Origin of the sequence: Pseudomonas marginalis, assembly GCF_008692035.1 — a bacterium.
In the GTDB taxonomy this organism is placed as follows: Bacteria; Pseudomonadota; Gammaproteobacteria; order Pseudomonadales; family Pseudomonadaceae; genus Aquipseudomonas; species Aquipseudomonas marginalis.
The window spans coordinates 636,256-654,919 of record NZ_VTFG01000002.1 but is presented as its reverse complement, the minus strand read 5'-3'; the positions used below and the strand labels follow the sequence as shown (position 1 = coordinate 654,919).

The window sequence follows — 18,664 nt, the reverse complement described above, 5'->3', positions numbered from 1 at the left end:
TTTAAGTTTCTAAAGAGAGACTTGAAGTGCATCATAATATTATCTATTAAATTATCTTTGCTTTTGACTTAAAGACCTTGAGTTATGGTTCTTGCTTCGCAATGAAGACCATGGCTGTGAGTCAACTTTGACACTTGAGTCTCCCAGCTAAGCAGCCCTTTAAAACCTTCTGAGTCTTCTCCCTGGTCGCTCATTCAAAACACCCACTAAAAACCCTCACCATAAAGGGGATACAGCTAAGTCTTCCTCTCAGGGAGGTCCGCATGGTCTGTTACGTGGATCCTTCAGATTGCCTTTGCGCTCTCTCCTGATTGCTTGATTAGCTCTGCTGTGTGGGGTCTGAGATCAGCGAGCCCTGATTTAACCCTCACGTTTAGGAACACAACATCCAACGTCTCAACGCCCGTCGCTGGGCTCATATCAACGTCAAGTCTTTCTGAATGCTTCTTGAGCCATAGTCGATGCCCGTAGTGGGGTCTTGACGGTCGGCCTGTGGAAGCGAACTCAGGGAGCATTCAAAAAGGACACCACTACTATGCTTAACGACATCAAAGAAATCACCATGACCACCGTCGAGATTGCCGCTATGACTGGCAAGCGTCACGACAACGTTTTGCGAGATGCTGACAGTGTCATCGAACTGGTCTCGAAATCTCGCCCCTCAGTTTTGAGGAGCCAAATTGAAGGCGTCACTGAGTCGACCTTTGAGAGCCGTGGTAAGCAGTACCGTATGCTGATTTTGAATAAGCAAATGGTCTTCACACTGATTACGGGTTACGACACCGCACTGCGTTATACGGTGGTCGGTCGCTGGATCGAACTTGAGCAGGCAGCCAACCCGGCGTTCGCCTCACAGGCAATCACGGAAACGCTGATCGACCTGCAAACCCGAGTCGATGCAATGGCACCAGCCTACGACGAACATGTCCGTAAAGGGACCACCACGGGCTATACGTGGCGTGAAGCCTGCCGTCTGGCTGGCGTAGCGAACCCAGATAAGGTGATGGAAATGTTCATCGCCACGGGGCGCGCAGCTAAGCGCAAGGATCTGACTCGGATGCACCCTAAGTACGCCAAGAGCGGCTGGGTCCGTGAGGTCTCCACGTCCAACAAGGCTATCCAACTGACCGGCCACCTCTTCAAGGTCACCCTCAAGGGTATCAATGAGTGGCTTCGACCGAACGCTGAGAACATTGCCAAGGGACTGATCGAACACCGCAAGCCTCGACCTGTAATCGACAGTGATGGCTATGTGATAGACATAAAGGGCTTTGGTTCTGAGAGGATGACCGTTTGGGATGTTGCTAATAGTCCCAATGACGTTAATCAAGTCCAGCGTGAAGCCCATGAGCGTAAACAGCAGGCTCTCAATGAGTCAGCTTAAGCCCGTGTCCTATACGGAAACCATATTGATGGATGCCCCTAAGGATATGCGCAGGGAAGCACTGAGAGCAATTTTGGAAATAGATAAGGCTCCTGGTCTGTTCTGTATTCCAAGGCCCACAGAGTCCACTAAGAGGCTTTGGGTTGAGCGGGAGTTGGCCAAGGTAGGCTGTAAGTACGGTGACTAATCACTGTCAGGTTTATCCCATTATCAATCAATAAGTCCGCGCTGAAAGTAACCTAATGTCCCGCGCATGGGACTATCCGAAATACAAATCCAGAGATGCCATTGGAAGTGAATCAGTAGGGAGAGACGTATGGTCTCCGCCTTTCTGGTCTTCTCTTCCTTATGCGCCTGATTCCCTTACCAATGTCAGGAGACAAATAAATCATGAATCTCAATATCACAAACGTAACTCCTAAGTCTGTTGAGTTGTTTGGTCAGACTCTCACTCGCTCCTTTGCAGAGGCCGTGATGCTGCCCCTATTGGTCTTTCAGGCCGGTAAGGATCGTGTCCGTATCACTAAGGTCGCAGAGGCTTTTGATAATGCTGGACTGTCTCTAAGTTCCGTTCCTGAGGCCTCACGCTTCCTCTTTGAGCAACGTCAGGAAGTCGAGCGATGGGAACGCGACCGTCAAGTATTGGCTCAAGAGGCTGTTGATCGTGTCCATATGTCCACTCCTAAGGAGCAGGCAGAGAAGCGACTTGAACGGGAACGTAAGTTCGCCAAGGTCCGCTCTCATGGTGAGGCTATACGTTCCCGGTCAGGCAATAGTGTTGACTGGTAATTAGCTAACCATTACACGAATAGTCCTTTGTCTTGCTGAGGATATTTATAACAACTTTAGGAGAACTACATGAAACCTTTTGAGAACAAAAAACCAGACTCATACAGTACCGCCATCACGTCCGATACTTATGGTCAGGTTGATGGTGGGCAGATTCAATACAATGCCGGTCCGGTCCGTAAAGACTTCCTGGCGGCTTCGGATACTTCGGTTTACATCGAGTCGATCAGCCAGGCCTTTGATGAGTATCTAAACTCTGAGGATTGGCGTGAAGCTGCCATAGAGGCGACTCCTTGTGAGTTCCGTCCTTATGGCTCTAACGCCACGGGGCAACAGATCGCTCTCCTGGCCGACCAATCGGTGACTTTTGATCCCCGTGAGAACTGGGACAATCAGGTTGTAGACAAGGCCGATGTGCTGGCTGGTGAATTCATCTTCACTGAAGCCGCCGAAAAGGCCATCTTGATCAGCCATCGGATCACCATGCTTGACCATACGCTCCAGGCTGGTTGGACTGAAGGGTCCATGATGCAAACTGGTCAGAAGCTCTTACTGGACATTGAGTTACATGCTGCTGGCAAGGTCGCTGGGGCACTTGTAGGAGCGCCTTCAGTGGATACCTCATATGTTGGGGCACTATCAGGCAAACCTGTTGAGAAGGCTGAGGACATCTTGGACATGTTGGCCGAACACGTTAACCCTGCTGTAGGTGTTGATGTGGCTGACTTCATCATCCTGATCCCTTCGGCCATCTCTCCTATGCTCAATCGTGCCGCTCAACGTGCTGGCCTTGAGGATGCTCAGGAACTCTTGGGGACGGGCGTACAGGCCTACTCAGGTACTGACTACGGTGTCTTTATGCTGCCTAAGTCCTTCACTTCAGTGAGCTACCGGACGGGCCGTAATGGCGACATCTGGAAGGTTGAGGCGACACGTAATGCTGCTATGCAAGGCTGGGACCTTGAGATCCGCTGTGTCTTCGATATTCTGGCTAATGCCATGGTCCGTGTGAAGTTGGACACTCAAGGTCTACAGACTGAGACAGTGCCTTTCAAGATGATCAAGCGTTTGGTCTTTGCCGTTGCTCCTTAAGGGGCACAGTAGGGCAGTCGGGTTATCCAATAACAAAATAGCTTCACGGTAACGATTCACTTTAGGGCGGCTTCGGTCTCCCTAAATTCTATGTAATGTTATATCGATTCAGTTGGAGGTTGCATATGACGATCACCTTAGGGGACGCCTACTTGGCCTTCTGTGGTGTGTCGTTACTGGTCCGTCTCATGGTTGCCGTTTGGGGCCTATGAGGAAGTCTTAACGGGAAAATTTGGGAATAATTTGTGTGCCCATCTAAAGAAGGGACCTTTATCAAATTCCCCCATGGGCCTCCCGCGCCACGCCCAGGCGCACGATAGGGACCCTTGCGGGCAGGCGATAAGGACCCCAGCGTTGGGACAAATGTGCGCCAAAGCTGTTACAAACCGGGATCCTATGGTGCTACGCTATGGGCTCCTAACGTGCCTCAAAAGGTCGGTGTAAGGATCGTATCCTTCGCCTCTGACAGCATCCCTGGATAGTCCAGCGTGTAGTGCAGACCCCGAGATTCCTTACGTTCCATGGCAGACCTGATCATCAGTTCCGCTACCTGAGCAAGGTTCCTCAGTTCAATCAGGTCTCTACTTACTCGGTAGTTGCTGTAGAACTCATCAATCTCATCCAGCAGCAATCGCACCCGGTGCTGTGCCCGTTGCAGGCGCTTGTTGGTGCGCACGATCCCCACGTAATCCCACATGAAGCGCCGCAGCTCGTCCCAGTTGTGGGCGATGATCACGTCTTCGTCCGAGTCGGTAACCTGGCTGGCATCCCAGCGGGGCAGGGCGGCCGGCACCGGGATGCGCGGCAGTTGTTCGAGAATGTCGGCTGCGGCCGAGCGGGCGTAGACGAAGCATTCGAGCAGTGAGTTGCTGGCCATGCGGTTGGCGCCGTGCAGGCCGGTGAAGCTGGTTTCGCCAATCGCGTACAGGCCGGGTACATCGGTACGCCCATGTTGGTCGACCATCACACCGCCGCAGGTGTAGTGCGCCGCCGGCACCACCGGGATCGGGCCTTTGGTGATGTCGATGTTGAACGCCAGGCAGCGCTCGTAGACGGTCGGGAAGTGGGTCTTGATGAACGCTTCGGGCTTGTGGCTGATGTCCAGGTAGACGCAGTCGATGCCCAGGCGCTTCATTTCATGGTCGATGGCGCGGGCGACAATATCCCGTGGAGCCAGCTCGGCGCGCGGGTCGAAACGCTGCATGAAGCGCTCACCATTGGGCAGCTTGAGGTGTGCACCTTCGCCGCGCAGGGCTTCGGTGATCAGGAAGCTCTTGGCCTGTGGGTGATAAAGGCAGGTGGGGTGGAACTGGTTGAATTCCAGGTTGGCCACCCGGCAGCCCGAGCGCCATGCCATGGCAATGCCGTCGCCGCAGGCGCCGTCGGGGTTGCTGGTATAGAGGTAGACCTTGGCGGCGCCGCCGGAGGCGAGGATGGTGAAGCGCGCACCATAAGTATCCACTTCGCCGCTGGCGCGGTTGAGCACATAGGCGCCGAGGCAGCGTTCGCCCGGCAGGCCCAGGCGCTTTTCGGTGATCAGGTCGACAGCGACGCGTTGTTCCAGCAATTCGATGTTGGGGCGTTGGCGGGCCTGGTCGAGCAAGGTCCTGAAGATCGCGGCACCGGTGGCATCGGCGGCGTGGATGATACGGCGATGGCTGTGGCCGCCTTCGCGGGTCAGATGGAACTCGAAGCCGCCGTCATCGCTGCCTGCGTGTTCATCGCGGGTGAAGGGCACGCCCTGGTCGATCAGCCATTGGATCGCCTCGCGGCTATGCTCGACGGTGAAGCGCACCGCGTCTTCGTTGCACAGGCCACCGCCGGCGTTGAGGGTGTCTTCAACGTGGGATTGCACCGTATCGGTGTCGTCCAGCACCGCGGCGACACCGCCCTGGGCCCAGAATGTCGAACCGTTGGCCAGGTCGCCTTTGCTCAGGACGGCAATGCGCAAGTGGCTGGGAAGGGTAAGTGCAAGGCTCAAGCCGGCCGCGCCGCTACCGATCACCAGGACATCGTGTTGAAACTGTTGGCTCATTTGAAGGATTCCGCAAAAAGCGATCCACAGGGCTGGCGCAAACAGGACGCCTGGATCGGCGAATCAAAGGGTCACACGGGCCACTAGTATATAGAGGGGGGGAGCGGCACAATAGCCGGGCATTCGTGGCAATGTGAGATTACGGTGCACGGCTCGGGTAAAATCGGCAGGTTATTGAGATGGGAACTTTTTGCATAAGCCTCGACTCAATAGCAGGTTGCCCGAAAGCTGGGAAACGTTGAGTTTATTGGCCCGTCGGGAGCATTGGACGCGTCAGAAAACCGACGACAAGATTATTCGCGCAGCCGGCGTTGCCCGCGCTGCGTTTTTCGTGTGTGCCAAATCAGTGCATGCCGGAAACTTGCTTGAAGGGGGAGAACTTTTGCGAAAAGTCCGAGTCTATGTTTGCAAGCCTGATCGTTTAGTTATGCAAGCCTCCTTCAAGTACAACGAGGAGTGTTCATGCTAACCCAGGAAGAGGATCAGCAGCTGGTCGAGCGCGTTCAACGCGGTGACAAGCGAGCATTTGATCTGCTAGTGCTGAAATACCAGCACAAAATTCTCGGGTTGATCGTGCGGTTTGTGCACGACACCCATGAAGCGCAGGACGTTGCACAGGAAGCCTTTATCAAGGCGTACCGTGCACTGGGCAATTTCCGCGGTGATAGTGCGTTTTACACGTGGCTCTACCGCATCGCCATCAACACGGCGAAGAACTATCTGGTGTCTCGCGGACGCCGCCCACCGGATAGTGATGTAAGTTCAGAAGATGCAGAATTTTACGATGGTGATCACGGCCTCAAAGATCTCGAGTCGCCGGAGCGTGCATTGCTGCGCGACGAGATCGAAGGCACCGTTCATCGCACGATTCAGCAACTGCCAGAAGATTTGCGTACGGCGTTAACTTTACGTGAATTCGATGGTCTGAGTTACGAAGACATTGCGAGCGTCATGCAGTGTCCGGTGGGGACTGTAAGGTCACGGATTTTCCGGGCCCGGGAAGCCATCGATAAAGCCTTGCAACCGTTGTTGCAGGAAAACTAAAGACAGCGGCGACAGCCAAGAGAGGAACCGCCATGAGTCGTGATGCCCTGCAGGAATCGCTGTCCGCAGTGATGGATAACGAAGCGGATGAACTGGAACTTCGTCGAGTGCTCAATGCATTTGATGATGCCGAAACCCGTGATACCTGGTCTCGTTACCAAGTCGCTCGGGCGGTGATGCACAAGGATCTTCTAATCCCTCGTCTGGATATTGCTGCGGCCGTTTCTGCCGCGCTGGCTGATGAAGCCGTTCCGGCAAAAGCTGCTCGTGGCCCTTGGCGCAGCCTGGGTCGCCTGGCAGTGGCTGCTTCGGTGACTGTTGCAGTGCTGGCCGGTGTTCGCCTGTACAACCAGGACGAAATCGCCGGTGCCGAACTGGCCCAGCAGACTCAGCAACCGGTCATGGCCGGTCCGCAAGTCAAAGGCCCAGCGGTACTGGCCGGCTACAAGGAAAGCTCCGACACCACCGGCCCTATGGCCAACGGTGTGCTGCAAGGGCAATCCGGCTGGCAGGACCAGCGTCTTCCAGGCTACCTGCGCCAACACGCACAGGAATCCGCCTTGAAAGGCACTGAAAGCGCTCTGCCATACGCTCGCGCTGCAAGCCTGGAAAACCGCTGATCCGTTAAGGAGCCCTATGCGCGCCATACCGCTCCTTACCTTATTGCTCAGTGGTTGGTTTGCACTCCCCGCCCATGCCGACGACGCCCAAGACTGGCTGACTCGACTTGGGCGTGCAGAGCAGCAGCAAAGTTTTCAAGGTACGTTTGTCTACGAACGTAATGGCAGTTTTTCTACCCATGACATCTGGCATCGTGTCCAGAATGGCCAGGTCCGTGAGCGGCTCTTGCAGCTCGATGGTTCTGCTCAGGAAGTCGTTCGTATAGACGGTCGTACTCAGTGCGTCAGCGGCACTCTTGTCGCCGGCCTTGGCAATTCGCGTGATGCGCCCTCGCGCGCCCTCGATCCGCAAAGACTCAATCAATTCTACGAACTGGCCGTTATCGGCAAATCTCGCGTGGCCGGTCGTAATGCAGTGATTGTGTCGATTACACCCCGTGATCAATACCGCTACGGTTTTGAGCTGCATCTTGATCGTGAAACTGCCTTGCCGCTCAAATCCTTGCTGCTGAATGATCAAGGGCAGTTGCTTGAGCGCTTTCAGTTCACTCGATTGGACACCTCCACCACGCCTAATGATCGCGACTTGCAGCCCAGCGGCGAATGCACCTCCATCGCCGTCGGCGACACCAAGGCAGCGGCCGTAGAGGCCACCGAGGCGTGGCACTTGGAGTGGTTGCCGCCAGGCTTTCAGCTGACCAATAGCAGCGCCCGCAAGGATCCCCATACCAAGGCCACGGTCGACAGCCTGATGTATGAAGATGGACTGGCGCGCTTCTCGGTGTTTCTCGAGCCGATCAGCGATGTGAGCGTGACCGAGACTCGCACCCAATTAGGCCCCACGGTCGCTGTATCTCGTCGCTTGAATACGGTGGATGGCGAAATGATGGTGACTGTGGTCGGCGAAATACCTATTGGCACCGCCGAACGCATCGCACTGTCGGTGCGCGGTGAAAAAAAGGCCACCCCCAAGCCGTGAGTCGTTAATCCTATGTTCATCCGGATCTTTCACAGTACGCCCATGCCAGGTTGGCTGCCGAGAGCATGAAATGTCTGGATCAGCATTTTCACTTGCAAAAATCTCCCATGTTTTTTATAGGTCAGGGCTTGTTGGCCCTGGCCTTGTTTTGTTCGCGGAACAAAGATGTCGTTCGCAGTTTTCGGCGTTTCTTGAACCCTGTCGCTCAACCCTGCTCGTCGTAACGGGAGCTGTATGTCGATACCACGTTTGAAGTCTTACCTATCCATAGTCGCCACGGTATTGGTGCTGGGTCAGGCCGTGCCCGCGCAAGCGGTCGAGTTGCCTGACTTCACCCAATTGGTTGAGCAAGCCTCGCCTGCCGTGGTGAACATCAGTACCACCCAGAAGCTGCCGGATCGCAAAGTCTCCAACCAGCAGATGCCTGACCTGGAAGGCCTGCCGCCGATGCTGCGCGAGTTCTTCGAGCGTGGCATGCCACAACCGCGTGCGCCCCGTGGTGGCGGTGGTGGCCAGCGTGAAGCGCAGTCCCTGGGGTCGGGCTTCATCATTTCGCCAGATGGCTACATCCTCACCAATAACCATGTGATTGCCGACGCCGACGAGATCCTCGTACGCCTGGCCGATCGCAGTGAGCTGAAAGCCAAATTGGTCGGCACCGATCCGCGTTCCGACGTGGCCTTGCTGAAGATCGAGGGCAAGGACCTGCCGGTGCTGAAGCTGGGCAAGTCCCAGGACCTGAAGGCGGGGCAGTGGGTGGTAGCCATCGGCTCGCCGTTTGGTTTTGACCATACCGTTACCCAGGGTATCGTCAGTGCCATTGGTCGCAGCCTGCCGAACGAGAACTATGTGCCGTTCATCCAGACCGACGTGCCGATCAACCCGGGCAACTCCGGTGGCCCGTTGTTCAACCTGGCGGGCGAAGTGGTGGGGATCAACTCGCAGATCTACACCCGTTCCGGTGGCTTCATGGGGGTTTCGTTCGCCATTCCTATCGACGTGGCCATGGATGTTTCCAATCAGCTGAAAAGCGGTGGCAAGGTCAGCCGTGGCTGGTTGGGCGTGGTGATTCAGGAAGTGAACAAGGACCTGGCTGAATCCTTCGGCCTCGACAAGCCGGCGGGCGCCCTGGTCGCGCAAATCCAGGATGACGGCCCGGCTGCCAAAGGCGGTCTGCAAGTGGGCGACGTGATCCTGAGCATGAACGGTCAACCGATCGTTATGTCGGCCGACCTGCCGCACCTGGTTGGCGCACTCAAGGCCGGCAGCAAGGCCAAGTTGGAAGTGATTCGTGATGGCAAGCGCCAGAATGTCGAGCTGACTGTAGGAGCGATCCCTGAAGAGGGCGCGACCCTGGATGCCCTGGGTAACACCAAGCCGGGCGCCGAGCGCAGCAGCAATCGCCTGGGCATTGCCGTGGCCGAGCTGACTGACGAGCAGAAGAAAGCCTTCGATCTCAAGAGCGGCGTGGTGATCAAGGAAGTGCAGGACGGCCCGGCAGCCTTGATCGGCCTGCAGCCTGGCGACGTGATCACTCACCTGAACAATCAGGCGATTGAGACTACCAAGCAGTTCACCGACATCGCCAAGGCGTTGCCGAAGAACCGCTCGGTATCGATGCGCGTGCTTCGCCAGGGGCGTGCCAGCTTCATTACCTTCAAGCTGGCCGAGTAACCCACCCGGCCAATAAAAAGCCCCGCCTTCGTGTTACGAGGGCGGGGCTTTTTTGTGGGCGATGGGTCTAGCCCATCATGCCTTTAACCAGGCGCTCCTGTTCGATCAACTCACGCTGACGTGCATCGATACGTGACGACAACGGGAAATTGCTGCCGGCGCGACGTTTGGCAAAGTCCAACTGCTGAATCGCCTGCTGGAAGTCTCCCACCAAAGCAAAGTATTCGGCGCGAGCCTGATGCAGGCCGATGATATTGCCCGACAAACCACGCGTCTCGGCGACCTGGTACCACACATCCGGATCGTCCGGGCGCGACTTGAGCAAGCCATCCAGGGCCTTTTCCGCATCGGCGGTGCGATTCTGTTTAAGCAACAGATCTACCCGAATCTGATTCAGCGGGTAGTTGCCGGGGTATTGGGTCAGCATCCGATCCGTGCGTTGCTGGGCATCGGGCAGGTGGTTGTTGTCGATGTCCAACTGGATCTGCGCCAGGTTGTAGGTGATGTCATTGGGCGCCTTGGCCAGCAAGGGTTGCAGGCTTTCCCGTGCCTGTTTGAACTGGGAGGCTTTGATCTGGGCGATGGCCAGGCCATAGCGCGCCACGTCGTTTTTAGGATTTTCGTCCAGTTGCGCCTGGAAGCGTTTGGCGGCGAGTCCGGAGGTGTCTTCGTATTGCAGCTGTACCCGTGCGCGAATCAGCTGGTAGCGCAGGCTGTCTTCCTTGCCACCGGCCTTGGCCTGTTCCGCGCGGTTGCGGGTGTCGGCGATACGCGATTCGGTCACCGGGTGAGTCAGCAGGAATTCCGGCGGCTTGGCGTCGAAGCGGTACTGACGCATCAGGCGTTCGAACATGGTCGGCATGGAACGCGGGTCGTAGCCGGCTTTCTCCAGGTTGACGATGCCGATACGGTCCGCTTCCTGTTCATTCTGGCGAGAGAATCGTCGTTGTTCCTGGATGGCCGCCGCCTGGGTGCCGGCAATCGCAGCAATCCCGGCATCCCCGGCACCGGCGGCGGCCGCAATGATGCCGCCGAGGAGGGCGGCCATCATCGGGATCTGCATGCGCTGCTGCGCCTCGACACCACGGGCGAAGTGACGCTGGGACAAGTGAGCCAGTTCGTGGGCCAGCACCGACGCGTATTCCCCTTCGGTCTGGGCATTGAGAAACAGGCCGCCGTTCACGCCGACGATACCGCCGGGTGCGGCAAAGGCGTTCAGCTGCGGGCTGTTGATCAGGATGAATTCCAGGCGCCGGTCATTCACCTGGCTGGTTTCCACCAGCTTGTACACGCTGGTTTCGACGTAATCCTTGAGCTGCGGGTCGTTCAACTGCGAGACCTGGCCCCGTAGGTAGGCCAGCCAGGCGCGGCCCAGCTGATATTCCTGTTGTGGCGAGACAATGGCAGAACTGGCGTCGCCAAGTGACGGCAGGTCGTCAGCGAAGCCTGGGGAGGCCAGCAGGCAAGCCAGCGTCAGCAGGGTGGGGCGCAAAAAAGTCATGCACAGAGCCTTTCGACAAAGAGCTTACTGTAGCCGGACACTGAGCTTCGGACCAGATATTCTAAGCACCCCGAATGCGTGCCCGGAGTAAAACCATGACCGACGCTGTAGCCTTTGATGCCGAACTCGATGCCAGCGGCCTCAATTGCCCGTTGCCTCTGCTCAAGGCCAAGCTGGAACTCAATCGATTGGCCAGTGGCGCTGTGCTCAAGGTGATCGCCACCGACGCAGGTTCCCAGCGTGATTTTCGCACCTTCGCCAAGCTGGCCGGCCATACCCTGCTGCATGAAGAAGACGCCGCCGGTGTGTACCGTTACTGGTTGCGCAAGGCCTGAACCGTTTGCCCCTACCACCCGAGGTTGATTGATGTTCAAAGTGTTACGAGACTGGATCCAGCGCTACTTCTCCGATGAAGAAGCCGTGGTGCTCGCGGTCCTGCTGTTTCTGGCCTTTACGGCCGTACTCACCTTGGGAGGCATGCTGGCGCCGGTACTGGCGGGGATGGTGCTGGCTTACCTGATGCAGGGCCTGGTCACCACCCTGGAGCGTCTACGCTTGCCGGGCGGCGCGGCAGTGGGCCTGGTATTCGCCTTGTTCATGGGGCTGCTGGTGGTGTTTGTCGTCGTGGTATTGCCGCTGCTGTGGCACCAACTGATCACGTTGTTCAACGAGTTGCCGGGCATGCTCGCCAAGTGGCAGTCGCTGTTGCTGCTGTTGCCGGAACGCTACCCGCATCTGGTGTCGGACGAGCAGGTGTTGCAGGCCATAGAAGTGGCACGGGGCGAAATCGGAAAATTCGGGCAATGGGCGCTGACCTTTTCCCTGTCCAGCCTGCCGCTGCTGGTCAACATCATGATCTACCTGGTGCTCGTACCGATCCTGGTGTTCTTCTTCCTCAAGGACCGCGCCATGATCGGACGTTGGGTGAGCGGCTATCTGCCCCGCGAACGAGCGCTGATCACCCGGGTGGCCGAAGAAATGAACCGGCAGATCGCCAACTACATTCGTGGCAAGGTCATCGAGATCATTATCTGCGGGGGCGTTACCTACATCGCGTTTATCGCACTGGACCTCAACTACGCCGCCTTGCTGGCACTGCTGGTGGGGATTTCGGTGGTGGTGCCGTATGTCGGTGCCGTGGTGGTAACAGTGCCGGTGACCTTGATCGCCTTGTTCCAGTGGGGCTGGAGCGACCAGTTCATCTACCTGATGGCGGTCTACGGCATCATCCAGACCCTGGATGGCAACGTGCTGGTGCCGCTGCTGTTCTCGGAGGCGGTCAACCTGCACCCGGTGGCGATCATCTGTGCAGTGCTGTTGTTTGGTGGACTGTGGGGATTCTGGGGGGTGTTCTTTGCGATTCCCCTGGCGACGCTGTTCAAGGCCGTGCTGGATGCGTGGCCGCGGCAGGAGCCGGTGGTGGCACCGTTGTTGTAAGGGGAGGTGCGAATCACTGCTTCATCGCCGCAGTGATCCGCGCTACAGATCAGGCCTTGTTCAACGCCTGGGCTGCGGCCAGAACGGTGTCCACATGGCCCGGCACTTTCACGCCGCGCCATTCCTGGCGCAGCACACCGTCCTTGTCGATCAGGAAGGTGCTGCGATCCACACCCAGGTATTCCTTGCCGTACAGCTTCTTCAGCTTGATGACATCGAACAGCTGGCAGACCGCTTCATCCTTGTCGCTGATCAGCTCGAACGGGAATTCCTGCTTGCCCTTGAAGTTCTCATGGGACTTCACGCTGTCGCGCGACACGCCAAACACCTCTGTGTTGGCGGCCTTGAATGCCGCGTACTGGTCACGGAAACCCTGGCCTTCGGTGGTGCAGCCCGGGGTGCTGTCCTTCGGGTAGAAGTAGATCACCACTTGCTTGCCCTTGAGGGCGGCAAGGCTGAAGGTCTGGCCGCTGGTGGCCTGGGCTTCGAAATCGGCTACGGGTTTGTCGATGACTACCGCCATGAAAAAACTTCCTTACATTGGGTTCTGTGGGCGCCACGGCTCGATCAACGCGTCGAGGTTCAGGGCATCGGCGAAATCCAGGAACTGGTCGCGCAGCCAACTGATCTGCACGCCGGCCGGCAGGGTCACGGTGAAGGTGGCGTTGAGCATGGTGCCGCCGGTCTGCGGGGCCTGGTAGGTGTCGCAGGTCAGGTTCTCCAGTTCGACGTTGTGGTCGATGAAGAACTGGCACAGCTCATTGACGATGTCCGAGCGGTAGGCCGAGCTGACATACGCCACATAAGGAAGCGCCTGCGGGCGATTTTCCAGGGCGGCGCTGCGCACCACGTTGACGGTGAAGTCGTGCTTCTTGGCCAGGCCCGGCAGGCCGGTCTCCAGGCGCGCCAGGGCATCCCAGGTGCCGGAAATCTGCAGGACCAGCGCACTGCACTCGCCATGGCGGGTCAGGCGGGAGGTCACCACGGCACAGCGGTTTTCATGGCTGGCGCGGCACAGGACGTTGGTCAGCTCCATGGGGTTGGCGCCGAGGGCACTGATAACAAGGAATTGTTCGCGAACTGTGGGGGTGGACATGCAGCCTTCCTAAAACGATGAGCGGTCGATACGGTGAGGGCTGTATCGATCAAAGCATGAAGGGTAGCGAAAAGCGTCGCCAAGGGATAGGAGGTGGCGTTTTCATTGCGTGATCCGCCTGATTTTGCCCAGCCTCAACCCGTGCTTTGGCCCAATGATGGCATTGCCCGTCGTTTAGTTGCGCCAGAACGCATCCTCAGGCGGTACTTCGCTTGTACAAGCATCTTGGCGCCAGTACCATTACGGCTCTCTTTTTCCGGCAGGAGCGGTTGCATGATTGCGGGCAGTATGGTGGCACTGGTCACACCCATGGATGCACAAGGTCATCTCGACTGGGACAGCCTGGGCAAACTGGTGGACTTCCACCTGCAAGAAGGCACCAACGCCATCGTGGCGGTCGGCACCACAGGTGAATCGGCCACCCTCGATGTGGAAGAACACATCCAGGTGATCGAATTCGTGGTCAAGCGTGTCGCGGGGCGTATTGCCGTGATCGCCGGCACGGGCGCCAACTCGACGCGCGAAGCCATCGAGCTGACCCGAAACGCCAAGAAAGCCGGCGCCGACGCTTGCCTGCTGGTGACCCCGTACTACAACAAGCCGACCCAGGAAGGCCTGTACCAGCACTTCCGCACCATTGCCGAAGCCGTCGACATCCCGCAGATCCTCTATAACGTGCCGGGTCGTACCGCGTGCGACATGAAGGCCGAGACCGTGATCCGCCTGTCCACCGTGCCGAACATCATCGGCATCAAGGAAGCCACCGGCGACCTGCAGCGCGCCAAGGACATCCTGGCCGGGGTGAGCAGCGATTTCCTGCTGTATTCCGGTGACGACGCCACGGCTGTCGAGCTGATCCTGCTGGGCGGCAAGGGCAATATCTCCGTGACCGCCAACGTGGCCCCGCGCGCCATGAGCGACCTGTGTGCCGCCGCCATCGCCGGCGACGCCGTGACCGCCCGTGCGATCCACGAGAAGCTGATGCCGCTCAACAAGACACTGTTTATCGAATCCAACCCTATTCCCGTGAAGTGGGCGCTGTTCGAGATGGGCCTGATGCCGGACGGTATCCGTCTGCCGCTCACCCGCCTCAGCGAAGCCTGTCACGAACCGCTGCGACAGGCCCTGCGCCAGTCCGGCGTCCTGGTTTAATTGAGGAAGCACTACGCATGAAGCGATTGGCCGGACTTTCCGCACTTGCCTTGATTATCTCCAGCACCAGTGGCTGCGGTTGGATCTGGGGCCCGGAAGGCTACTTCCGTGACCGCGGCAGCGATTACCTGGAAGCACAAGCAACCAAACCGATGCAACTGCCGCCGGACGTCAACGTCGCCAAGCGCCTTGACCCGTTGCTGCCGATTCCACGCAACGTTGCCGACGACACCACCAAGGGTGAATACGTCGTGCCACGTCCACAGCCGATCTCGGCCGTGGCGGATGCCAGCGACTACAGCCTGCAGAAGAGCGGTGATTCGCGTTGGATCGTGGCGCAGCGCCCACCTGCAGAAGTCTGGCCGGTAGCGGTGCAGTTCTTCCAGGACAACGGTTTCCGCATCGACGAGCAGCGCCCGCAGACCGGTGAATTCACCACGGCATGGCAGCAGGGCAGCGAGCTGTCCGCCACCATGGCCAAGCGCCTGCAGGCCGGTGGTGTCGCCGCCGACAGCGAAGCCCGAGTGCGTGTGCGCATCGAGCCGGGCGTACAGCGCAACACCAGTGAAGTCTACGTGGTCAGCGCCGAGCGTCCTGCCGGCAGCACCGCCAACGTCGACTTCACCAACCGCTCGGTCAACACCGGTGTCGACTCGGCATTGGTCGACGAGATGCTGGCCAGCATGAGCCGTATCTCCGAGAAGGGCGGTTCCGTTTCCCTGCTCGCCGCCCGTGATTACGACACCCCGAGCCGCGTCAGCCTCACCGAGGACGGCAGCGGCAACGTGGTGCTGAACCTGGGTGAAGACCTGGATCGCGCCTGGGCCAGCGTCGGCCGCGCGTTGGAGCAAGGCCCATGGCGTGTTGAAGACATCAACCGCAGCCTGGGCCTGTACTACATCAACGTGGCTGAAAAGGCCGAGCGCAAAGACGAAGAGCCTGGTTTCTTCGGCAAACTGTTCGGCAGCAAGCCGACCAAGGAAGAAATCGAGACCCGCGCCGAGCGTTATCAGGTGCGTTTGAGCAAGGTTGGCGAGACTGTGCAGGTCACCGTCGAGAAGAACATCAACACCGTCGCGCCGGCTGAAACAGCGCGCAAGGTGTTGGGCGTGATTCAGGACAACCTGGGCTGATCCGATGCGTTTTGCCGTTCTCGGCAGCGGTAGCCAAGGGAACGGCACGCTGGTCGCCCATGACGACACGTACGTGCTGGTGGATTGTGGTTTCTCGTTAAAGGAAACCGAGCGGCGCCTGCTGCGCCTGGGGGTTCACCCCTCGCAGCTGAGCGCGATTCTGGTGACCCACGAACATGCCGACCACGTGCATGGCGTGGGTTTGCTGTCTCGGCGCTACAATCTTCCGGTGTACCTCAGTCGCGGCACACTGCGCGGGATGCGCAAACCTATAGAACCCGCAGGTTTCCTGGCCGGTGGCGAGCAGCTGCAAATCGGTGCCCTGAGCATCGATGTGATTGCCGTGGCGCACGACGCCCAGGAACCGACGCAGTATGTATTCAGTGACGGAGAGCGGCGTTTCGGCGTGCTCACCGACCTGGGCTCCTACTGCGCCAAGGTACTGGACGGCTACCGGAACCTCGATGCCTTGATGATCGAGTCCAACCACTGCCGAGACCTGTTGGCTCGCGGTCACTATCCGTACTTTCTCAAGCAACGGGTCGGCGGCGAACTGGGACATTTGAACAACCATCAGGCGGCGTACCTGGTGTATGAGTTGGGCTGGCAAGACCTGCAACACCTGGTCCTGGCCCACTTGAGCAGCAAGAACAACCTGCCGACGCTTGCCCGGCAATGTTTTGTCGACACCCTCGGGTGCGACCCGGACTGGCTGCAACTGGCCGATCAAGATTCAGGGCTCGACTGGCGACATATCGCCTAGCCCACCTCACTCAAAGCGGAGCCCATCATGGAAAAACGTGAAGAACTCTACCGCGGCAAAGCCAAGTCGGTTTACAAGACCGACGACGCCAACCGCCTGATCCTGCTGTTTCGCAACGACACCTCGGCGTTCGACGGCAAGCGCATCGAACAACTTGATCGCAAGGGCATGGTGAACAACAAGTTCAACGCCTTCATCATGCAGAAACTCGAAGCGGCCGGCATTCCGACCCAATTCGACAAACTGCTGGGCGACAACGAGTGCCTGGTGAAGAAGCTGGACATGATCCCGGTGGAATGCGTCGTGCGTAACTACGCCGCCGGCAGCCTGGTCAAGCGCCTGGGCGTGGAAGAGGGCCTCAAGCTCAACCCTTACACGTTCGAGCTGTTCCTGAAGGACGACGCCAAGGGCGACCCGTTCATCAACGAATCCCACGTCGTGGCATTCGGCTGGGGCACCGCCGAGCAACTGGCACGCATGAAGGAGTTGTCCCTCAAGGTCAACGACGTGCTGAGCAAGCTGTTCGACGACGCAGGTCTGCTGCTGGTGGACTTCAAGCTGGAATTCGGTGTGTTCCACGATGGCTCCATCGTCCTCGGCGACGAATTCAGCCCGGACGGCTGCCGCCTGTGGGACAAGGACACCAAGAAGAAGATGGACAAGGACCGCTTCCGCCAAGGCCTCGGTGATGTGATCGAAGCCTACGAAGAAGTCGCCAAGCGCCTCGGCGTACCGCTTTAATCGACGCAAGCATCTGATAGCACGGAAAAAAATCTCGTTTGAGCTTTGCTTCCACGAAACAGGCTGTTATGATGCGCGCCGTTGGAGAGATGCCAGAGTGGCCGAATGGGACGGATTCGAAATCCGTTGTACCTTCACCGGTACCTAGGGTTCGAATCCCTATCTCTCCGCCATTACATAGAAAAAGCCCCGTAGCTGAATAAGCTACGGGGCTTTTTCGTTTCTGAGAGTTTGGGGCAGAGCTACTCGTTCCGAGCAGCAAACAGGGCCGTAGTGGTTCTTTCCAGCAGGCACAACCAACCGTATTCCGTCTTCAGGCAGTCCTTACTGGTTTGATCAGGCTTTCTGCTGGAATACCAAACATCTCATGCAGCTTCCAAATCATCGGCAAGGTCAGCGCTCGTTTTCCATTCAGCACTTCATAAACACGATTCTGGCGGCCAATGGCGGGAATAAGATCAGCCGCCGACAGGCCAGACTGTTCCATTCTGAAGCGAATGGCATCGATTGGGTTGGGCAGGTCCATGGGAAAGTGTTTGGCTTCATAGGCCTCGATCAGCGTGATCATTACGTCAAAGTAATCACCTTCCGGGGTGCCGGGTTCTGGTTCGTTGTCGAACAGTGCAGAGACAGACTTGAGCGCGTCCTTGTAATCCTGTTCGGTGTGGATAGGTCGGATGTTCATGGGTTACTCCGTTTCGACGGTATCGGCGTCAATTGCGTCGTACTGCTTATGTGTACCGACAAACTTGATGTAGACAGCGCCATAGCGATAGGCCACGGCGACCACGAGCCTGTAGTCGTTACCTTTGATGTTGAAGACGACCCTTCGGCTTTTGAGAATGCTAGCGCTGCGAAAGTGTTCCTTGATGTCAGCCGGGTTTGACCAGTCGGCGTTTTTTACTTCGTCTATCCAGGCCAGGAACGGTTGCTCCGAATCCGGGTGCTTGTGCCAAAAGGTTTTGAGTTGACTGAGTGCGACTATTCTCATGGGAAAATCCTAGTCCCGCCTTGGGACTTTTGCAAGTGGGCACATGGGAGCAAGCAGTTTTCCAGACGGGTGTCATGGGCTCTCAAGGCATTTCTCCACATAAGGCATTCCCCTTGTAACCGTGCATGACCGGTCCCAGGAACATGAAAGGACCACAGGCATATAAGGGCGAGGGAGCGGGATGTGAGCGGCACACGGGGAGCTTCAGGGGTATTGGAACTACAGCCCAAAGC

Annotated in this window: 20 protein-coding genes and 1 tRNA gene; 14 read left to right on the top strand and 7 right to left on the bottom strand. The window is 57.8% G+C overall.

Annotated elements, in window-relative coordinates; translation table 11 throughout:
* Window positions 1-535: 535 nt before the first annotated feature.
* The 3 genes from FX984_RS23050 (at window position 536) to FX984_RS23040 (ending at window position 3,265) form a co-directional block, all read left to right on the top strand.
* The gene (locus tag FX984_RS23050) at window positions 536-1,384 is read left to right on the top strand and encodes a Rha family transcriptional regulator (protein ID WP_108573990.1); all 849 of its coding nucleotides are present in this window, start codon (window positions 536-538) and stop codon (window positions 1,382-1,384) included.
* Between the two features lie 390 nt (window positions 1,385-1,774).
* Window positions 1,775-2,173: a hypothetical protein gene (locus FX984_RS23045; RefSeq protein WP_133822130.1), complete on the top strand. Its 399-nt coding sequence runs from the start codon at window positions 1,775-1,777 to the stop codon at window positions 2,171-2,173.
* Between the two features lie 69 nt (window positions 2,174-2,242).
* Window positions 2,243-3,265 carry a hypothetical protein gene (locus FX984_RS23040; RefSeq protein WP_108573992.1) on the top strand — a complete coding sequence of 341 codons (1,023 nt, stop codon included), beginning with the start codon at window positions 2,243-2,245 and terminating at the stop codon, window positions 3,263-3,265.
* A gap of 427 nt (window positions 3,266-3,692) precedes the next feature.
* On the opposite strand, the gene nadB is transcribed toward FX984_RS23040, so the two are convergent.
* Window positions 3,693-5,300 (bottom strand): L-aspartate oxidase, encoded by a 1,608-nt coding sequence (gene nadB / locus FX984_RS23035; RefSeq protein WP_108573993.1) that lies wholly within the window; start codon window positions 5,298-5,300, stop codon window positions 3,693-3,695.
* A 462-nt stretch (window positions 5,301-5,762) separates the two neighbouring features.
* Between nadB and rpoE the strand changes: the two genes are divergently transcribed.
* The 3 genes from rpoE to FX984_RS23020 are packed head-to-tail and all read left to right on the top strand — an operon-like array spanning window position 5,763 to window position 7,943.
* A complete protein-coding gene (rpoE, locus tag FX984_RS23030; RefSeq protein ID WP_003172477.1) occupies window positions 5,763-6,344 on the top strand; it encodes an RNA polymerase sigma factor RpoE/AlgU in 582 nt (193 codons plus the stop codon).
* A 32-nt stretch (window positions 6,345-6,376) separates the two neighbouring features.
* Window positions 6,377-6,964, top strand: coding sequence for a sigma-E factor negative regulatory protein (locus tag FX984_RS23025; protein ID WP_003172479.1), 588 nt, complete (start codon window positions 6,377-6,379; stop codon window positions 6,962-6,964).
* Between the two features lie 16 nt (window positions 6,965-6,980).
* Window positions 6,981-7,943 (top strand): MucB/RseB C-terminal domain-containing protein, encoded by a 963-nt coding sequence (locus FX984_RS23020; RefSeq protein WP_098480214.1) that lies wholly within the window; start codon window positions 6,981-6,983, stop codon window positions 7,941-7,943.
* A 29-nt stretch (window positions 7,944-7,972) separates the two neighbouring features.
* On the opposite strand, the gene FX984_RS23015 is transcribed toward FX984_RS23020, so the two are convergent.
* On the bottom strand, window positions 7,973-8,152 hold the full coding sequence (locus FX984_RS23015; protein WP_133822131.1) for a hypothetical protein: 180 nt from the start codon (window positions 8,150-8,152) through the stop codon (window positions 7,973-7,975).
* A gap of 25 nt (window positions 8,153-8,177) precedes the next feature.
* On the opposite strand from FX984_RS23015, the gene FX984_RS23010 reads away from it, so the two are divergent.
* Entirely contained in the window at window positions 8,178-9,617 is a 1,440-nt protein-coding gene (locus FX984_RS23010) for a DegQ family serine endoprotease (RefSeq protein WP_027604316.1), read from the top strand.
* Between the two features lie 67 nt (window positions 9,618-9,684).
* On the opposite strand, the gene FX984_RS23005 is transcribed toward FX984_RS23010, so the two are convergent.
* A complete protein-coding gene (locus FX984_RS23005; protein WP_027604315.1) occupies window positions 9,685-11,118 on the bottom strand; it encodes a M48 family metalloprotease in 1,434 nt (477 codons plus the stop codon).
* 95 nt (window positions 11,119-11,213) lie between these two features.
* Here FX984_RS23005 and FX984_RS23000 point away from each other — a divergent pair, with 95 nt between their 5' ends.
* Complete coding sequence (locus FX984_RS23000; RefSeq protein ID WP_010212198.1) at window positions 11,214-11,453, top strand: sulfurtransferase TusA family protein; 240 nt, start codon at window positions 11,214-11,216, stop codon at window positions 11,451-11,453.
* Between the two features lie 31 nt (window positions 11,454-11,484).
* Entirely contained in the window at window positions 11,485-12,555 is a 1,071-nt protein-coding gene (locus tag FX984_RS22995) for an AI-2E family transporter (RefSeq protein ID WP_027604314.1), read from the top strand.
* A gap of 49 nt (window positions 12,556-12,604) precedes the next feature.
* Here the strand turns inward: FX984_RS22995 and FX984_RS22990 are convergent, their stop codons facing one another.
* Together FX984_RS22990 and FX984_RS22985 are read right to left on the bottom strand one after the other, a co-directional pair.
* Window positions 12,605-13,078 carry a peroxiredoxin gene (locus FX984_RS22990; RefSeq protein ID WP_146475784.1) on the bottom strand — a complete coding sequence of 158 codons (474 nt, stop codon included), beginning with the start codon at window positions 13,076-13,078 and terminating at the stop codon, window positions 12,605-12,607.
* 12 nt (window positions 13,079-13,090) lie between these two features.
* Window positions 13,091-13,651 (bottom strand): glycine cleavage system transcriptional repressor, encoded by a 561-nt coding sequence (locus FX984_RS22985; protein WP_003172487.1) that lies wholly within the window; start codon window positions 13,649-13,651, stop codon window positions 13,091-13,093.
* Between the two features lie 273 nt (window positions 13,652-13,924).
* On the opposite strand from FX984_RS22985, the gene dapA reads away from it, so the two are divergent.
* The 5 genes from dapA to FX984_RS22960 all read left to right on the top strand — a co-directional run bounded on the left by dapA (window position 13,925) and on the right by FX984_RS22960 (window position 17,613).
* Entirely contained in the window at window positions 13,925-14,803 is an 879-nt protein-coding gene (gene dapA, locus FX984_RS22980) for a 4-hydroxy-tetrahydrodipicolinate synthase (protein ID WP_065928210.1), read from the top strand.
* A 17-nt stretch (window positions 14,804-14,820) separates the two neighbouring features.
* Window positions 14,821-15,936 carry an NlpB/DapX family lipoprotein gene (bamC, locus tag FX984_RS22975; protein ID WP_027604311.1) on the top strand — a complete coding sequence of 372 codons (1,116 nt, stop codon included), beginning with the start codon at window positions 14,821-14,823 and terminating at the stop codon, window positions 15,934-15,936.
* 4 nt (window positions 15,937-15,940) lie between these two features.
* Window positions 15,941-16,699, top strand: a complete 759-nt coding sequence (locus FX984_RS22970) for an MBL fold metallo-hydrolase (RefSeq protein ID WP_027604310.1) — start codon at window positions 15,941-15,943, stop codon at window positions 16,697-16,699.
* Between the two features lie 27 nt (window positions 16,700-16,726).
* Window positions 16,727-17,440: a phosphoribosylaminoimidazolesuccinocarboxamide synthase gene (gene purC, locus FX984_RS22965; RefSeq protein ID WP_027604309.1), complete on the top strand. Its 714-nt coding sequence runs from the start codon at window positions 16,727-16,729 to the stop codon at window positions 17,438-17,440.
* An 83-nt stretch (window positions 17,441-17,523) separates the two neighbouring features.
* Window positions 17,524-17,613, top strand: a tRNA-Ser gene (locus tag FX984_RS22960).
* A 140-nt stretch (window positions 17,614-17,753) separates the two neighbouring features.
* Here the strand turns inward: FX984_RS22960 and FX984_RS22955 are convergent.
* Window positions 17,754-18,125, bottom strand: coding sequence for a helix-turn-helix domain-containing protein (locus FX984_RS22955; RefSeq protein ID WP_098480212.1), 372 nt, complete (start codon window positions 18,123-18,125; stop codon window positions 17,754-17,756).
* A gap of 3 nt (window positions 18,126-18,128) precedes the next feature.
* On the bottom strand, window positions 18,129-18,431 hold the full coding sequence (locus FX984_RS22950) for a type II toxin-antitoxin system HigB family toxin (RefSeq protein WP_027604307.1): 303 nt from the start codon (window positions 18,429-18,431) through the stop codon (window positions 18,129-18,131).
* Between the last annotated feature and the right edge of the window lie 233 nt (window positions 18,432-18,664).

Excerpts from the sequence above, each read along its gene's own strand:
- FX984_RS23050 (WP_108573990.1), top strand. The coding sequence starts at position 536 with ATGCTTAACGACATCAAAGAAATCACCATGACCACCGTCGAGATTGCC.
- FX984_RS22950 (WP_027604307.1), bottom strand. The coding sequence starts at position 18,431 with ATGAGAATAGTCGCACTCAGTCAACTCAAAACCTTTTGGCACAAGCAC.
- FX984_RS23000 (WP_010212198.1), top strand. The coding sequence starts at position 11,214 with ATGACCGACGCTGTAGCCTTTGATGCCGAACTCGATGCCAGCGGCCTC.
- FX984_RS22970 (WP_027604310.1), top strand. The coding sequence starts at position 15,941 with ATGCGTTTTGCCGTTCTCGGCAGCGGTAGCCAAGGGAACGGCACGCTG.
- purC (WP_027604309.1), top strand. The coding sequence starts at position 16,727 with ATGGAAAAACGTGAAGAACTCTACCGCGGCAAAGCCAAGTCGGTTTAC.
- FX984_RS22990 (WP_146475784.1), bottom strand. The coding sequence starts at position 13,078 with ATGGCGGTAGTCATCGACAAACCCGTAGCCGATTTCGAAGCCCAGGCC.
- FX984_RS22985 (WP_003172487.1), bottom strand. The coding sequence starts at position 13,651 with ATGTCCACCCCCACAGTTCGCGAACAATTCCTTGTTATCAGTGCCCTC.
- FX984_RS23025 (WP_003172479.1), top strand. The coding sequence starts at position 6,377 with ATGAGTCGTGATGCCCTGCAGGAATCGCTGTCCGCAGTGATGGATAAC.
- FX984_RS23020 (WP_098480214.1), top strand. The coding sequence starts at position 6,981 with ATGCGCGCCATACCGCTCCTTACCTTATTGCTCAGTGGTTGGTTTGCA.
- FX984_RS23010 (WP_027604316.1), top strand. The coding sequence starts at position 8,178 with ATGTCGATACCACGTTTGAAGTCTTACCTATCCATAGTCGCCACGGTA.
- nadB (WP_108573993.1), bottom strand. The coding sequence starts at position 5,300 with ATGAGCCAACAGTTTCAACACGATGTCCTGGTGATCGGTAGCGGCGCG.
- dapA (WP_065928210.1), top strand. The coding sequence starts at position 13,925 with ATGATTGCGGGCAGTATGGTGGCACTGGTCACACCCATGGATGCACAA.
- FX984_RS22955 (WP_098480212.1), bottom strand. The coding sequence starts at position 18,125 with ATGAACATCCGACCTATCCACACCGAACAGGATTACAAGGACGCGCTC.
- FX984_RS23045 (WP_133822130.1), top strand. The coding sequence starts at position 1,775 with ATGAATCTCAATATCACAAACGTAACTCCTAAGTCTGTTGAGTTGTTT.
- bamC (WP_027604311.1), top strand. The coding sequence starts at position 14,821 with ATGAAGCGATTGGCCGGACTTTCCGCACTTGCCTTGATTATCTCCAGC.
- FX984_RS22995 (WP_027604314.1), top strand. The coding sequence starts at position 11,485 with ATGTTCAAAGTGTTACGAGACTGGATCCAGCGCTACTTCTCCGATGAA.
- FX984_RS23040 (WP_108573992.1), top strand. The coding sequence starts at position 2,243 with ATGAAACCTTTTGAGAACAAAAAACCAGACTCATACAGTACCGCCATC.
- FX984_RS23005 (WP_027604315.1), bottom strand. The coding sequence starts at position 11,118 with ATGACTTTTTTGCGCCCCACCCTGCTGACGCTGGCTTGCCTGCTGGCC.
- rpoE (WP_003172477.1), top strand. The coding sequence starts at position 5,763 with ATGCTAACCCAGGAAGAGGATCAGCAGCTGGTCGAGCGCGTTCAACGC.